We start from the raw sequence: 15,360 nt of genomic DNA, 5'->3' as shown, positions 1-15,360 counted from the left end.
CCCGGCCGCCGGTGACCGCACCGACGGGGTTCCGGTGGCCGCCGGCGGCCCGGCGGCGCGGGAGCCGTCCGGCGGTGCCGCCCGCCGGCGGCTCGCCCTGGCGCAGACCGCCCTGCTGTCCTCGCTCGTCGCCGGGACGCCCGTGCCCGAGGGGTTCGACCGGGGCCGGCTGGCCGTGCAGGCCCGGGCGCTGGCGGCCAAACGGGCCGACGTGGTGGCGAAGGTCGCCCCCGAACTGCCGGAGATCCTCACGGGAGCGGGGGCAGGAGCAGGGGCAGGGCCCGGGTTCTACCGGAAGGCATTCCTGGCGTACGCGCACGGCCGTCCGATGACCGACGGCTACCGGCGGGACGCGCTGGACTTCGCCGAGTACCTGCTGTTCGACGGCCGCCTGGAGGACGCGGACGTACGGCGGAGGCTGAGCGACTGGTGGCTGGAGCGGTCGGGCCCCGCGCCCCTGTCACAGCACCCGGCGGCCCGGCTGGCACGCGCCGCACGGCGGGTCCTGCCGCGGCGCTGAGGACCGGCCGGCGGACACGACCCGGACCGGGGGCGCCACCGGCGCGTGCCGGACGCGCATCGGGGTCATTGGGCCGACATCCGCGGGCCGGTGCTTTACTTCGCCGGGTACCGCACGAAACATCCCTTTCGTTGCCGCCGCGTACCGAGGTGCGGCCGTGTACCGAAGGGAAAGCGATGCGAGCTGCCGCCCTGTACGGAACAGCCGGGTCCCTGGTCCTGACCGCTCTCGTCGCCGCGCCCGCCGACAGCGCCCAGGTCCCGTCCGGCCGGGCGGAGCGGCACGGCACGGCGGTCGCCGCCGCACGCGCCGCGGACGAGGGCATCCGCTTCGGAAGGTGCTCCGAGGACCAGGACGGCCCGGGCACCCTGCAGTGCGGCACGGTGACGGTCCCGCTCGACTACGCGCACCCCGGCGGCAGGCAGATCAGGCTGACCGTCAGCCGGGTGAGGGCCACCGGCAAGGACGGCGGGCGGTCCGTGCCGCGGCAGGGCTCCCTCGTGTACAACCCGGGCGGCCCCGGCGCCTCCGGCATGTACTTCCCGCTGATCGGCATGGTCCCGGAGTGGAAGCGCATCGCGTCGGCGTACGACCTCGTCGGGTACGCCCCGCGCGGGGTGGGCCGCTCGGCGCCGCTGTCCTGCCAGGACCCGCAGCTCCTCCTCAAGGGACCCTCGCAGTCCCCGACGTACCCCACGGAGGACTACAAGAGGGAGCGCGTCGCACGGGCGAAGGCGTACGCGCAGGGCTGTGTCCGGCGTTCGGGCCGGGCGATCAGGCACTTCTCCTCGGTCAACAACGCCCGCGACCTGGACGTCCTGCGCGCCGCGCTGGGCGAGCGGAGGCTGACCTTCATGGGGGCGTCCTACGGCACGTACTTCGGCGCCCTGTACGCCGAGTTGTTCCCCTCGCACGTGCGCCGGATGGTCCTCGACTCGGTCGTGAACCCCGACCCGTCGAAGGTCTGGTATCAGAACAACTTCGACCAGTCGGCCGCCTTCGAGACCCGCTGGGCCGACTTCCGCACCTGGGCGGCCAAGCACCACGAGGCGTACGGGCTGGGCCGTACGGCGGCGCAGGTGGGGCGCAGTTACGAGCGGGTCAAGGCACGGCTCGCGGCCGAGCCCGCCGGCGGGGTGGTCGGGCCGGGGCAGCTGCAGGGGGCGTTCCTGCAGGCCGGCTACTACGACGACTACTGGCCGCAGCGCGCGTCGGCGCTCTCCGCGTACCTGAAGGGCGACCCGGAGCCGCTGGTGCGGCAGGCGGGGCCGCATCCGGACGCGGTCGAGGAACAGGAGAACGGCCGGGCCGTCTACACGGCCGTCGAGTGCAACGACGCGCCCTGGCCGCGGTCCTGGCGGACCTGGGACCGCGACAGCACGCGCCTCGCGGTCATGGCGCCCTTCGAGACCTGGGACAACACCTGGATGAACCTGCCGTGCGCGTACTGGCCGCTGCCGCGGCAGCGGCCGCTCGACGTGCGCACCGGACCCGGCGAGCTGGCGCCCGTCCTGCTCCTGGCGGCCGAGCGCGACGCGGCGACGCCGTACGCCGGCGCGCTGGAGATGCACGGGCGGCTGTCGGGCTCGGTGCTGGTCACCGAGCGGGGGGCGGGTACGCACGGGATCGGGGGCGGCGCCAACGGGTGCGTCAACGCCCACCTCGACGCGTACCTGTTGGAGGGGCGGGCGCCGGTGGGGGGCGCGTCCTGCGCGCCCCATCCGGAACCGGTCCCGGCGCCGGGTGCGCCCCGCTAGGGGCGCGGGGGACCGCGCGACCGGCCACGTCCGGCCCGCGGACGCCACGTGACGTGAGGCACCCCCCGCCGGGGCGGGCCCCGGAGGCCGTGCTTCGGCTGCGGCCCGGTGGGGGCTTGTCGCGCAGTTCCCCGCGCCCCTGACGGGGCGCTGTTCTACGCGAGGCCCTCGACCAGGTCCGCCAGGGACTTGCGACGGCCCGTGTAGAACGGGACCTCCTCACGGACGTGCATCCGCGCCTCGGACGCCCGCAGGTGCCGCATGAGGTCCACGATGCGGTACAGCTCGTCCGCCTCGAACGCGAGGATCCACTCGTAGTCGCCGAGGGAGAACGAGGCGACCGTGTTCGCCCGTACGTCCGGGTATCCGCGCGCCATCTTGCCGTGGTCGGCGAGCATCCGGCGCCGGTCCTCGTCCGGCAGCAGGTACCAGTCGTACGAGCGCACGAACGGGTACACGCTGATGTAGTCGCGCGGCGTCTCGTCCGCGAGGAACGCCGGGACGTGCGAACGGTTGAACTCCGCCGGCCGGTGCAGCGCCATGTTCGACCAGACCGGCTCCAGCGCACGGCCCAGCTTCGTACGGCGGAAGAGGTTGTACGCCTCCTGGAGGAGGTCGGCGGTCTCGGCGTGCCACCAGATCATGACGTCGGCGTCGGCGCGCAGGCCCGAGACGTCGTACGTGCCGCGGACCGTGACGTCCTTGGCGACGAGCTGGTCGAACAGCTCCTGGGCCTCGTCCGCGTAGCCGGCGCGGTCCTCGGGAAGTACGTCGCGCAGCTTGAACACGGACCAGAGGGTGTAGCGGATGACCTCGTTGAGGTCCTTGGCCTTCTTGCCCGCGTTCGGGGTCCTGGCCTGGCCGGTGGTGGGGGCGTCGTCACTCATGGGGCTATTCTCCCGCTCCGCCGTGCAGGCTCCGCACCGGGTTCGCGATCAGCGCGGCGAGCAGCCGGCCGTCGCCCCGCAACGCGTCCACCGCGGCGTTCGCGCTCGCCACGCAGGCCGGGATCCCCACGCCGTCGTAGGCCGCTCCGCACACCGCGAGGCCCGGCACCCGGGCGACGTGTGCGCGGATGCGGGCCACGCGCGCGTGGTGCCCGACCGGGTACTGGGGCAGGCCGTCGTCCCAGCGGGTCACCCGGGTCTCCAGGGGCTCCGCGGTCAGGCCGGTGGCCTCGCGCAGGTCGCGCCGGGACACCTCGACGAGGTCGGCGTCCTCCCGGCCGAGGATCTCCGTCTCCCCGTACCGGCCGACGGACGTCCGCAGGACCACCGTGTCCGGGTTCTCCTCGGCGATCCAGCCCCACTTCTGGGACGCGAACGTCGACGCCTTGATGGTGCGCCCGTCGACGGGGGGCACCAGGAAACCGCTGCCCGCGGGCAGAGCGGTCCCGGCGCGCCGGTAGGCGAGGGTGATCAGCGCCATGGACGCGTACTCGACGGCCGCCAGCTCGGCCGCGGCGGCCGGGACCTCGGCGCCGAGCAGGGCGGCCGCGGCACCGGCGGGCACCGCCACGACGACGGCGTCGGCCCGCAGCACCCGGCCCCCCGCGACGATCCGCCAGCCTCCGCCGGGTCCGGCGTCCGCCGGGTCGTCCGCGAAGCGGCGCAACTCCGTCACCGGCGCGTTCAGGACGATCTCGCCGCCCCGGGCGCGCACCGATTCCGCGACGGCGAGCGGCAGCCGGCCGATGCCGCCCCGGATGCCCATGAAGACCGGGCCGGTGTGCCGGTTCCGTGCGGCCTTCGCCTGGATCTCACGGACGGCCTCCGTCAGCGAGGTGTGCGTGCGGGCCGCCTCGAAGAGCTGGGGAACGGCCGAGCGCATCGAGATGCGGTACGCGTCACCCGCGTAGACGCCACCGAGCAGGGGCTCGATCAGCCGGTCGACGACCTCGCGGCCGAGGCGCTCCGCGACGAACGCGCCCACCGCCACGTCGTCGCCGATCTCCGTGGGCGGCAGGTCGCGGTCCCGTTCGATCCGGCGCAGGCCCTCGTCGGAGAGGACTCCGGAGAGGGCGGCCGCGTCCGCGGGGACCCCCATGACGTGTCCCTTGGGCATGGGCCGGAGCGCCCCGCGCGTCCAGATCGAGGCGCCCGCCGCGGCAGGTGGCCGCAGCCGGTCGGCGAGACCCACCTCACGGGCCAGCGCCACCGCCTCGGGCCGCCGCGCGAGCATCGACTCGGCGCCGAGGTCGACCCGGGCGCCCGCGACCTCTCCGGGCAGGAGCTTGCCGCCGAGCCGGTCCGATGCCTCCAGGACCGTCACCCGCGCGCCGTCGTCGAGCAGCCGGTGGGCGGCGGCCAGACCGGCGATGCCGCCCCCGACGACGGCGACGTGGCCCGCGCCCGTGACGGTGGCCGTACCCGTGCCCGTACGTGTGTCTGCGTGCATGTCTCCACTGTCCCAGACCCCGTCCGCGCTCCCTCGGGCCCCGTCGGCCGTGCGGGTGGCCGGGAGGGTGTCCCCGGCGAGTCCGGACCGTGACCTCTTCGGGACCCGGTCCGGCCAACGTCCCGCGGGGTCCGGGCGTCGAAGGAGTGCCAGTCGTCACGACACCTTCGGGGGAAGCAGCCATGCAGACGCACCGCAGCGACACGACCGGGCACCGGTCACCGTCCCGGTCCCGGTCCCGGTCCCGGTCCTCATTCTCGCCCTCGTCACCGTCCCGGTCCCAGTCCCGGTCCTGGACTGGGACTGGGACTGGGACTGGGACTGGGACTTGGTCCCGGTCCCCGCGGCCCGTCCGTCTCCTCGTGGTGCTGCTGTTCGCCGGCGCGCTCGCCCTGACGGGGTGCAGCGGCGCGGACGGCACCGGCGCTTCCGACTCGGGCGCCGGCGACAAGGCCGCGGCCCGTGACGCGGGAGCGGGCGCGGCGGGCCACCGAGGCGCGGCCGAGGGGAAGGGGCAGAGCGGTGAACGGGGCGAGGCGCCGCCCGGGCCGGCCGTCCACATCGTCCACACCGCCTCCCTGACCGTGCAGGTCGAGGACGTGCCCGGGTCCCTCGACCGGGCGCGCGCGGTGGCCGAGAACGCGGGCGGCACGGTCGGCGACGAGACCACCGACCGCGACTCCGGGGGCCGCGAGCGCTCCCGGGTCGTCCTGCGCGTCCCCGCGGACAAGTACGAGGAGGTGCTCGACGAGCTGGCGGGCGCGGGCAGGCTCGTCGACCGCAGGGTGAAGGCGCAGGACGTCACGGAGCAGGTCGTCGACGTGGAGAGCCGCATCACGACCCAGCGGGCCAGCGTGGCGCGCATCCGGGAGCTGATGGACCGGGCCTCCAGGCTGAGCGACGTGGTGACCCTGGAGGGCGAGCTGAGCTCCCGTCAGGCCGACCTGGAGTCGCTGCTGGCCCGGCAGGCGTCCCTGAAGGACCGTACGAGCCTGGCCACCATCACGTTGTCGCTGTCCGAAGCGCCGGTGGAGGAGGCGGGCGACGGGGACGACGGCCCGGGGATCGCCGACGCCCTCGGAGGCGGCTGGGACGCGTTCGTCACCATGTTCCACTGGATCGCGCTGGCGCTGGGCGCGGCGCTGCCCTTCCTGGCGGGCGCGGCGCTGCCGCTGTTCCTCTGGCTGCGTTTCCTGCGGGGCCGGACGCGGGGCCGGACGCCGGCCCACCCCGCCCACCCGGCCACCGCGGGCGAGCCCGGACGGGACTGAAATGCGGGGCCCCCGTAGCGTGTTCGCATGAGCATGAGCCGCGGGAAGCGCACGAGAGAGCGTCTGGTGGTCGTCGGAGGAGACGCGGCGGGGATGTCCGCCGCGTCCCGGGCACGCCGGCTGAAGGGCCCCGACGAGCTGGAGATCATCGCCTTCGAGCGGGGGCACTTCAGCTCGTTCTCGGCCTGCGGCATCCCGTACTGGGTGGGCGGCGACGTCCCGGAGCGGGACCGGTTGATCGCCCGGTCGCCCGAGGAGCACCGGGAGCGCGGGATCGACCTGCGGATGCGCACCGAGGTCATGGAACTCGACGTCGGGGGCGGCCGGGTGCGCTCCCGCGACCTGGAGTCCGGGGCCGAGGCGTGGACCTCGTACGACAAGCTGGTGATCGGGACGGGAGCGCGTCCGGTGCGGCCGCCGCTTCCCGGGATCGACGCCCCCGGGGTGCACGGGGTGCAGACCCTCGACGACGGGCAGGCCCTGATCGACACGCTGAGCCGTACGGAGGGCCGCCGCGCCGTCGTGATCGGCGCGGGCTACATCGGTGTGGAGATGGCCGAGGCGCTGATCAACCGCGGGTACGAAGTGACGGTCGTCAACCGCGGCCGGGAGCCCATGGCCACCCTCGACCCGGACATGGGCCGCCTGGTGCACGACGCCATGGAGGGCCTGGGCATCACGATGGTGAACGACGCCGAGGTCACCAAGATCCTCACCGGCGGGGACGGGCGGGTCCGCGCGGTCGCCACGCAGGACGCCGAGTACCCCGCCGACGTGGTGGTCCTCGGTATCGGCGTCCGGCCGGAGACCTCGCTCGCCGCGGCGGCGGGACTGCCGCTCGGCGACCACGGAGGGCTGCTGACGGATCTGGCGATGCGGGTGCGCGGCCACGAGAACATCTGGGCGGGCGGCGACTGCGTCGAGGTCTTCGACCTGGTCTCGGGCCGCGAGCGCCACATCGCGCTGGGCACCCACGCCAACAAGCACGGCCAGGTCATCGGCTCGAACGTCGCCGGCGGCTACGCCACCTTCCCCGGTGTCGTCGGCACGGCGGTGAGCAAGGTCTGCGACCTGGAGATCGCCCGTACCNGTGTCGTCGGCACGGCGGTGAGCAAGGTCTGCGACCTGGAGATCGCCCGTACCGGGCTGCGCGAGAAGGACGCGCACCGGGCGGGACTGCGGTTCGCGTCGGTCACCGTCGAGGCGACGAGCCGCGCGGGCTACTACCCGGGCGCGGACCCCATGACGGTGAAGATGCTCGCCGAACTGCGCACCGGCCGCCTCCTGGGCGTCCAGATCGTCGGCCGTGAGGGCGCGGGCAAGCGCGTGGACGTCGCCGCGGTGGCCCTCACGGCGGGCATGACGGTGGAGCGGATGACGTCCCTGGACCTCGGCTACGCCCCGCCGTTCTCCCCGGTCTGGGACCCCGTCCTGGTGGCGGCCCGCCAGGCGGTGACGGCGGTCCGCAGGAGCGCTTCCTGAGGGCGCTGGGAGCCGTGCCGCCCGGCGCCGTCACCGACGGCCGGGCGGCACGCCGGAGCGCCGGCACGCCGGAGCAGCTGAACGGCGGAGCGGCTGAACGGCGGTTCAAGCCCCCTGCGCGTTCCCGTTGATCTTCTCTATGGCCTGTCGGGCCTGCTCCCCCGGCGTCCGCGACAGCGCGGAGACCGCGGACACCTGGGGCCCGCCCACGGCCGGCGCGACGGCCGCGGGCGGGGAGGCCGCCGGTCCCGCGTGCGACCCCGTCCGCCGCCCCCGCAGCCGATGGCTCGCCGCCTCGTCCAGCGTCACCGGCCGCTGCATGCTCGCGGCCAGCCGCCCGGCCTCCTGGCCGAGCACGGCGACGTCCTCCCAGGACAGCCGCAGCACCACGGCGAGCTCCGCCTCGCCGTCCGGTGTGGCGATCAACGACTGCGGCTGCTGTTGTGGCTGCGGCTGCTGGGCGGCTCGGTCGTTCATGATCTGTTCCTCACGTATCGCCGGCGTCACGGGTGGTTGCCGGGACATACGCGTACGGCCGCGTCCCCGTTCAGAGTCCCCGAACCGGGGCACGCTTCCCTTGTGGTCATACCCGTGCACGACGTGAACCCGGCGCGCCGCACGCCGTACGTGACGTACGCGCTGATCGCCGCGAACCTCGTGGTCTTCCTCCTCACCCCGGGTGTGGCGAGTTCGCTCACCGGCGAGAGCGGTCTGTCCCAGCTGTGCCATCTCCAGGCGTTCCTGGACCGCTGGGCGGCGGTGCCACGGGAGCTGGTCCACGGGCAGCTCCCGACGACCGTGCCCACCGGGGACACGGGCGTGGGCGCGGGCGGCCCCGGCTGTGTCGTGGGCCCGCCGGGCTACGACAAGTCACCTCGGCTGTCGGTGCTCACGGCGATGTTCCTGCACGGCGGCTGGGCACACCTGCTGGGCAACATGCTGTTCCTGCTGATCTTCGGCAACAACATCGAGGACCGGCTCGGCCATGTCCGCTACCTGCTGTTCTACGTGATCTGCGGCTACGCGGCGGCGTACGGCTTCGCCCTGGTCAACGCCGACTCGGGGGAGCCGCTGATCGGCGCGTCGGGGGCGATCGCCGGAGTGCTGGGCGCGTATCTGGTGCTCTACCCGAGAGCCCGGGTCTGGGTCCTGGTGCCGTTCCTGATCTTCCTGCCGCTGCGGCTGCCCGCCTGGATCGTGCTGGGCTTCTGGTTCGGCCTGCAGGCGGTGTACTCGTCCGGCACCGGCGTCTCGCAGGTCGGAACGGTCGCGTACGTCGCCCATGTGGTCGGCTTCCTGGCGGGCATGCTCCTGGCCTGGCCCCTGCGCCGGGGCACCCCGCCCCCACCGGAGCCCCGGGGTCTCCTGTGGGGCAGGAGGGCCCAGCACCACCGATGACCCGCCCCGCGCCCGCGGAGGAAGGAGGCGCCCCGTCGGGGGCGGGGGGAACCGCGCGACCCGGGGGGGCGCCTCCCGCCCGGAGGCCGGGGGACCGCGGCGCACCCGCACCCGCACCCGAAGAAAAGCGGCCCTACCGGGCCGAACTCCCGTGCACGTACTCCACGAGCCGGGTCAGCGCGTCCGGGTCCATCGACGGCAGCACCCCGTGCCCGAGGTTGAACACGTGCCCTTCGAGCCCCGCGGCCGCGTCGAGCACCTCCTGCGCCTTCTCCTCGACGACCCCGGTGGGGGCGAAGAGCACGGCGGGGTCGAGGTTCCCCTGGAGGGCCCGGCCGGGGCCGACCCGCCGCGCCGCCTCGTCGAGCGGCACCCGCCAGTCGACGCCGACGACGTCCGCCCCCGCCTCGCCCATGAGCCCGAGCAGCTCCCCCGTACCGACACCGAAGTGGATGCGCGGGACGCCGTACCCCTCGACGGCCCGGAAGACCTTCGCGGAGGCGGGCAGCACGGAGCGCCGGTAGTCGGCGGGGGCGAGGGCGCCGACCCAGGAGTCGAAGAGCTGCACGGCGGAGGCGCCCGCCTCGATCTGCACCTTCAGGAAGGCGGCCGTGATGTCGGCGAGCCGGTCGAGCAGGTCGGCCCAGAGCTGCGGGTCCCCGTACATGAGCGACTTGGTGTGCTCGTGGTTGCGGGAGGGCCCGCCCTCCACCAGGTAGCTGGCGAGGGTGAAGGGCGCGCCGGCGAAACCGATGAGGGGCGTCGGGCCGAGTTCACGGGTGAGCATCCCGATGGCCTCGGTGACGTAGTGGACGTCGTCGGGCGTCAGCTCGCGCAGCCGGTCGAGGTCGGCGCGGGTGCGGACGGGCCGCTCGACGACGGGGCCCACACCGGGCTTGATGTCCAGGTCGACGCCGATGGCCTTCAGGGGTACGACGATGTCGCTGAAGTAGATCGCCGCGTCCACGCGGTGCCGGCGGACCGGCTGGAGGGTGATCTCCGTGACCAGCTCGGGCCGCATGCAGGACTCCAGCATGGGGATGCCCTCGCGCACCTTCAGATACTCGGGCAGCGAGCGTCCGGCCTGCCGCATGAACCACACGGGCGTGTGCGGCACGGGTTCACGCCTGCACGCCTTGAGGAAGGCGGAGTCGTAGGTCGCGGTCGGCTGCTGGCCCTCGGGCCGGTCAATGGCGCTCACGACGAAAAGTCTCGCACGGACCGGGGGCGCTCCGGGCCCGGGTCCCGGGCGGGGTCGCCGGTGCTCCGCGCCCTTCGCGGACCGGCGGGGGGAGGGGCGGGCACAGGGGCGCTTTCGGGCAACGCGATCCGGACAGTGGCCCGGTGCACGGGTGTCCCTCCCTGCGCCCGGGCTCCGTTCCCCTTAATCTTCCCCGCATGGCTGCGGCTCAGGGACGACTGTCGGACGGCGCTGGCGGAATGGACGACCCGAAGGAGGGGGAGCAGGATGCGACGGAGGCGGCTCCGCCGGCTTTTCGGGCCGCCGTCGACGCGCTGAGGGCCGCGCGGCTGCGGCCGCAGATCGAGATCGATCCGACGAAGGCGCCGCGGCGGCTCGCGCCGTTCGCCTACGCGCTGGAGGCCACGGTCGTCGACGGCGACGAGGACCTGGCGGACGGCCGTCTCGTCCTGCTGCACGACCCGGCCGGGCACGACGCCTGGCAGGGCTCGTTCCGCCTGGTGACGCTGGTCCGCGCGGAGCTGGAGCCGGAGATGGCCGCCGACCCGCTGCTGCCCGAGGTGTGCTGGTCGTGGCTGACGGGCGCGCTCCAGGCCCGCGGTCTCTCCTGCGGCGAGCCCAGCGGCACGGTCACCCGGGCCGCCTCGCACTACTTCGGCGGTCTCGCGCAGCGCCCCGCGGCGTCCCAGATCGAGATCCGCGCCTCCTGGACCCCGCGCGAGGGCCTGGGCGGGGTCCCCGACACGGCCGCCCACCTGGCCTCCTGGTGCGACCTCCTCGCCCAGGTCGCCGGCCTGCCCCCGGCGGCCCCCGGCGACGCCTCGGTCGTCACCCTCCCGCAACGGCGGGGCCCGCAGACCCGCTGAGCGCTCCCCCGGACACCCGGGACACACGACCGGAGCCGCACCCCCGTGGGGGTGCGGCTCCGGTCGTGTGTCCGGCTTCCGCCGGCCGCTCCGTGTACTCCAGACCGGCTGCGGCCTGCACGAAAACACGTTTGGCCTTTTATCGATACGACCACTTTCGGCCTCGTAACGAAGCGGAGCGGACTCGTTTCGATCTTCGGATGATCGATCGTGCGTCCGAATTGCGCGCATTATTACTCACCAAATCGTGATCATTCTCTAAAGGCGGACGGGTTTGATGCCGAAGACCTCTGTGACCTTGAAAGCACGGTTCGTCCCGGCTCCATCCCCCACAGCCGGTCCCCCCGTCCCGCACCCCAGGAGGCCTGGTGTCCGTTCTCCTCGAGCAGCCCGCAAGCCTGGTCGCCTACCGCCCGAACAAGCCGACCGCGATGGTGGTCGTCGCCGACCCCCGCGTGCGCTCCACCGTCACCCGCCACCTCTGGGCGCTCGGTGTTCGCGACGTGATCGAGGCTTCGTCCGTCGCGGAGGCTCGTCCCCGCATCGGCAACCCCCGCGACATCTGCGTCGCGGACGTCCATCTCCCCGACGGCTCCGGCCTCACCCTCCTGTCCGAAACCAGAGCCGCGGGCTGGCCGAACGGCCTGGCCCTGTCCGCGGCCGACGACATCGGCGCCGTGCGCAACGCCCTCGCGGGCGGCGTCAAGGGCTACGTCGTCACCGGCACCCGTACGAACGTCGGGCTCCCCACCCGGCCGGGCGTCGCCCCGATCGGTTCCGCCGCGGCCCGTATGCACCGCCGCCCCCCGGGTTCCCCGAGCCACCCGGGTGGCTACCGCGAGCTGTCCGGCCGTGAGGTCGAGGTGCTCCGGCTGGTGGCCGAGGGCCAGTCGAACAAGGCCATCGGCGTCTCGATGGGCCTGTCCGCGCTGACCGTCAAGAGCCACCTCGCCCGCATCGCCCGCAAGCTCGGCACGGGCGACCGCGCCGGCATGGTGGCGGTGGCCCTGCGTACGGGAATCATCCACTGACCCCCGCCCGCCCGACGATCTCCGCCCGACGATCCACCCGACGATCTCCGCCCGACGATCCGGCCGGCCCGGATCGCCCGCCACCGCGCACGACCGCGCGCCGCCGCGCGCGGCCAGGACGCTCCGCCCACGCGGGATGCACCGGCCTGACTGGTTTACGCCCCTCGGACGCCCGTCGACGGAACGTTCCGTCGACGGGTGTCGTCCATCCACGGATACCCTTGACAGGTGACCGACGCCCAAGAGACCGCAGCAGACAGTTCACTGCGAACCACCGGAGGCGCTCCTCCGGACGACGTCGAACCGGCGCCGATCCCGTTGCTGGAGCCCCGCGACGGCGTTCCGCCGGTGATCACCGACGCGGACGCGCTCTCCGAGGTGATCGCCGCGTTCGCGGCCGGCAGCGGCCCCGTCGCCGTGGACGCCGAGCGGGCGTCCGGCTACCGCTACGGCCAGCGCGCGTACCTGGTGCAGCTGCGCCGTGAGGGGGCGGGCACCGCGCTCGTCGACCCCGTCGCCTGCCCCGACCTGTCGGGCCTCGGCGAGGCGCTCTCCGGTGTGGAGTGGGTGCTGCACGCGGCCACGCAGGACCTGCCGTGCCTGCGGGAGATAGGTATGGTCCCCGGTCGGCTGTTCGACACCGAGCTGGCCGGCCGGCTCGCCGGGTTCCCGCGGGTCGGGCTCGGCGCCATGGTCGAGGGCGTCCTCGGCTTCGTCCTGGAGAAGGGGCACTCGGCGGTCGACTGGTCGACCCGTCCGCTGCCCGAGCCCTGGCTGCGCTACGCCGCGCTCGACGTGGAGCTGCTCGTCGACCTGCGGAACGCGCTGGAGAAGGAGCTGGACCGGCAGGGCAAGCTGGAGTGGGCCCGCCAGGAGTTCGACGCGATCGCCGCGGCACCCCCGGCGGAGCCCCGCAAGGACCCGTGGCGGCGCACCTCGGGCATGCACAAGGTGCGCCGCCGCAGGCAGCTGGCGGTCGTACGGGAGCTGTGGGAGACCCGCGACCGGGTCGCGCAGCGCCGGGACATCTCGCCGGGCAAGATCCTCGGTGACGGCGCGATCGTCGAGGCGGCGCTGGCCGTGCCGGCCAACGTGCACGCGCTCGCCGCGCTGAACGGCTTCGGGCACCGCATGGGGCGGCGCCAGCTGGAGCAGTGGCAGGCGGCCGTGGACCGGGCGAAGGCCCTGCCGGACGCCGAGCTGCCGCAGCCGGGGCAGCCGGTGACCGGGCCCCCGCCGCCGCGTGCCTGGGCCGAGAAGGATCCGGCCGCGGCGGCGCGGCTGTCGGCGGCGCGGGCCGCGGTCTCCGCGCTGGCGGAGACGCTCAACATGCCGCAGGAGAACCTGATCACCCCGGACACGGTGCGGCGGGTCTGCTGGGAGCCGCCGGCCGCTGCGGACGCGGCGTCCGTCGCGGGTGCCCTCGCGGGGCACGGGGCCCGGGCCTGGCAGGTCGAGCAGGTCACGCCCGTGCTGGTCGCCGCGCTGGCCGCGACGGGCACGCCCGAGGGGTGAGCCGACGGCCCGCCCGGGTCGCCCTGTCGCCGTTCGTGGAGCGGATCGCCGTTCGTGGAGCGGATCTGTCGCGGCCGCCCGTACGCCGTGGTCCTCCAGCCCCCGGCCGGGAGGTGCCCCCAGGTCGCGCAGTTCCCCGCGCCCCTTTCGGGGCGTGGGGAAGGTTCACTTCGTCGCGCCGCTCGTGAAGCCGTTGTAGATGTAGCGCTGGAGGAAGAGGAAGACCGCGAGGGTGGGGAGGATGACCAGGACCGCGCCTGCCGAGATGTTCTCCCAGTGCGCTCCGAACGGGCCCTTGAAGCGGAACAGGGACGTCGAGATCACGCCAAGATCTTCGGACGGCATGTAGAGGAACGGGATGTAGAAGTCGTTGTAGACGGTGATCCCCTTCACGATGACCACCGTCGCGATCGCGGGCTTCAGCAGCGGCAGGATGATCTTCCGGTAGATCGTGAAGGCGTTCGCGCCGTCCAGCCGGGCGGACTCGTCGAGCGAGACGGGGATCGACCGGACGAACTGCAGGAAGATGTAGATCGAGACGATGTCCGTGCCCATGTGGAGCGCGATCGGCGCCCACCGGGTGTCGAACATGCCGAGGCTGTCGACGATCTGGAAGGTCGCCACCTGCGTGGTCACACCGGGGACGAGCGTGGCGACGAGGAACAGCACGACGACCGGCTTCTTGAGGCGGAAGGTGTAGCGGTCGATCGCGTACGCCGCCATCGATCCGATGATCACCGTGCCGGTGACGGAGAACAGCAGGATGAACGCGGTGTTCCCGAACGCCTGGAGCATCCGGCCGTCCTGGAACGCCGTCACGTAGTTGTCGAAGTTCAGCGGGTTCTCGGGGAGCCGGAGCGCCCCGCTGCCGTCCGCCGTCTCCCTGCCGGACTTGAGGGAGGTCAGCAGGACGACGAGGAGCGGGAGCAGGACGACCACGCTCGCGGCGGCCAGCGAGAGGTAGGTGAGGGTCCGGGCGACCGCCCGGCGCGGGATCGGGGTCATACGAGGTCCACCCTGTCGTCCGGGACGAGGCGCCGCTGCACCCAGGTCACCGCCAGGACGATCAGCAGCAGCACGACCGCGGCGGCCGAGGCGAGCCCCGTCTTGTTGAACTGGAAGGCCAGCTTCACCGTCTGGATCACGAAGGTCTCCGTGCCGGTCGCGCCGCCGGTCATGATGAACGGCACCTCGAAGGCGGAGAGCGAGCCGGAGACGGAGAGGATGACGGTCAGGCTGAGCACCGGCCTGATGCCGGGCGCGATGATGTACCGGAACCGGTGCCAGCGGTTCGCGCCGTCCAGCTCGGCCGCCTCGTACAGCTCGCCGGGGATGGACTGGATCGCGCCGAGGAACAGGACGAAGTTCAGGCCCAGGTAGCGCCAGACGGAGACCCCGGCCAGCGACGTGTTCGCGGACACCGGGGTGCCCAGCCAGGCGTGGTCGGGGTGGACGCCGAAGAGGCCCAGCACCGAGTCGAGCGTGCCGCCGTCCTGGAAGAAGTAGAGGAAGACGAAGCCGACCGCCACCCCGTTGATCAGGTACGGGAAGAAGAGCACGCCCTTGAAGAAGTTCCGGAAGCGCACGTCGAAGCTCAGGACCGTGGCGAAGTAGAGCGCGACGACGATCTGGACCGCCGAGGCGGCCAGGTAGTAGCCGCTGACGAAGAAGACCTCGAACAGCTCGGGCCGGGTGAAGAGCTCGGCGTAGTTCCCGGCGCCCGTGTAGCTCAGTTCGGGGCTGATGCCGTCCCAGTCGGTGAAGCTGTACGCGACCATGTTGGCGACCGGCACGTAGGTGAACGTGATCAGCAGGAGCAGCGGGGCGGCGAGGAAGAGCCACGGGGTGAGGCCGCGCCACGGCCGGTGCCCGCGCGGGGCGCGGGGCCGTGCCCGGCGGGCGGCGGGCGCGGCCTCCGCGCG

14 protein-coding genes are annotated in these 15,360 nt (G+C 73.6%); 8 read left to right on the top strand and 6 right to left on the bottom strand.

What is annotated here, in order from left to right:
• Both KM933_RS37420 and KM933_RS37415 read left to right on the top strand, forming a co-directional pair.
• Positions 1-520, top strand: a 520-nt coding sequence (locus KM933_RS37420; protein WP_488269390.1) for an SCO6045 C-terminal-like domain-containing protein, incomplete at its 5' end; no start/stop codon positions are given.
• A gap of 176 nt (positions 521-696) precedes the next feature.
• Positions 697-2,277, top strand: a complete 1,581-nt coding sequence (locus KM933_RS37415; protein WP_221361603.1) for an alpha/beta hydrolase — start codon at positions 697-699, stop codon at positions 2,275-2,277.
• A gap of 155 nt (positions 2,278-2,432) precedes the next feature.
• Here the strand turns inward: KM933_RS37415 and hemQ are convergent, their stop codons facing one another.
• A complete protein-coding gene (hemQ, locus tag KM933_RS37410) occupies positions 2,433-3,164 on the bottom strand; it encodes a hydrogen peroxide-dependent heme synthase (RefSeq protein ID WP_221361601.1) in 732 nt (243 codons plus the stop codon).
• Between the two features lie 4 nt (positions 3,165-3,168).
• A complete protein-coding gene (gene hemG / locus KM933_RS37405) occupies positions 3,169-4,674 on the bottom strand; it encodes a protoporphyrinogen oxidase (RefSeq protein WP_221361591.1) in 1,506 nt (501 codons plus the stop codon).
• Positions 4,675-5,036: 362 nt separating this feature from the next.
• On the opposite strand from hemG, the gene KM933_RS37400 reads away from it, so the two are divergent.
• Together KM933_RS37400 and KM933_RS37395 are read left to right on the top strand one after the other, a co-directional pair.
• Positions 5,037-5,945, top strand: a complete 909-nt coding sequence (locus KM933_RS37400; protein WP_308013673.1) for a DUF4349 domain-containing protein — start codon at positions 5,037-5,039, stop codon at positions 5,943-5,945.
• Positions 5,946-5,972: 27 nt separating this feature from the next.
• Positions 5,973-7,427, top strand: a complete 1,455-nt coding sequence (locus KM933_RS37395) for an FAD-dependent oxidoreductase (protein WP_221361587.1) — start codon at positions 5,973-5,975, stop codon at positions 7,425-7,427.
• Positions 7,428-7,532: 105 nt separating this feature from the next.
• On the opposite strand, the gene KM933_RS37390 is transcribed toward KM933_RS37395, so the two are convergent.
• Positions 7,533-7,904, bottom strand: a complete 372-nt coding sequence (locus KM933_RS37390) for a hypothetical protein (protein ID WP_221361585.1) — start codon at positions 7,902-7,904, stop codon at positions 7,533-7,535.
• Between the two features lie 102 nt (positions 7,905-8,006).
• On the opposite strand from KM933_RS37390, the gene KM933_RS37385 reads away from it, so the two are divergent.
• Positions 8,007-8,825: a rhomboid family intramembrane serine protease gene (locus KM933_RS37385; protein ID WP_221361583.1), complete on the top strand. Its 819-nt coding sequence runs from the start codon at positions 8,007-8,009 to the stop codon at positions 8,823-8,825.
• A 133-nt stretch (positions 8,826-8,958) separates the two neighbouring features.
• On the opposite strand, the gene hemE is transcribed toward KM933_RS37385, so the two are convergent.
• Positions 8,959-10,026 carry a uroporphyrinogen decarboxylase gene (gene hemE, locus KM933_RS37380; RefSeq protein WP_221361581.1) on the bottom strand — a complete coding sequence of 356 codons (1,068 nt, stop codon included), beginning with the start codon at positions 10,024-10,026 and terminating at the stop codon, positions 8,959-8,961.
• A 197-nt stretch (positions 10,027-10,223) separates the two neighbouring features.
• Here hemE and KM933_RS37375 point away from each other — a divergent pair, with 197 nt between their 5' ends.
• The 3 genes from KM933_RS37375 to KM933_RS37365 all read left to right on the top strand — a co-directional run bounded on the left by KM933_RS37375 (position 10,224) and on the right by KM933_RS37365 (position 13,438).
• Positions 10,224-10,892: a DUF3000 domain-containing protein gene (locus tag KM933_RS37375; RefSeq protein ID WP_260334773.1), complete on the top strand. Its 669-nt coding sequence runs from the start codon at positions 10,224-10,226 to the stop codon at positions 10,890-10,892.
• A gap of 368 nt (positions 10,893-11,260) precedes the next feature.
• A complete protein-coding gene (locus KM933_RS37370; protein WP_055514175.1) occupies positions 11,261-11,923 on the top strand; it encodes a response regulator transcription factor in 663 nt (220 codons plus the stop codon).
• Positions 11,924-12,151: 228 nt separating this feature from the next.
• Positions 12,152-13,438, top strand: a complete 1,287-nt coding sequence (locus KM933_RS37365; RefSeq protein WP_221361573.1) for a ribonuclease D — start codon at positions 12,152-12,154, stop codon at positions 13,436-13,438.
• Positions 13,439-13,603: 165 nt separating this feature from the next.
• Here KM933_RS37365 and KM933_RS37360 read toward each other — a convergent pair whose 3' ends face one another.
• Both KM933_RS37360 and KM933_RS37355 read right to left on the bottom strand, forming a co-directional pair.
• Positions 13,604-14,443, bottom strand: a complete 840-nt coding sequence (locus KM933_RS37360; protein WP_221361571.1) for a carbohydrate ABC transporter permease — start codon at positions 14,441-14,443, stop codon at positions 13,604-13,606.
• Positions 14,440-15,360 (bottom strand): carbohydrate ABC transporter permease (locus KM933_RS37355; RefSeq protein WP_260334771.1); only part of this gene is annotated, 921 nt, incomplete at its 5' end. The genes KM933_RS37355 and KM933_RS37360, both read right to left, overlap by 4 nt.

It is taken from the genome of Streptomyces beigongshangae (genome assembly GCF_019710745.1).
GTDB classification, from domain to species: domain Bacteria; phylum Actinomycetota; class Actinomycetes; order Streptomycetales; family Streptomycetaceae; genus Streptomyces; species Streptomyces beigongshangae.
Note: the sequence above shows the minus strand (reverse complement) of the source record. Positions and strands in the feature narration are given on the sequence as shown.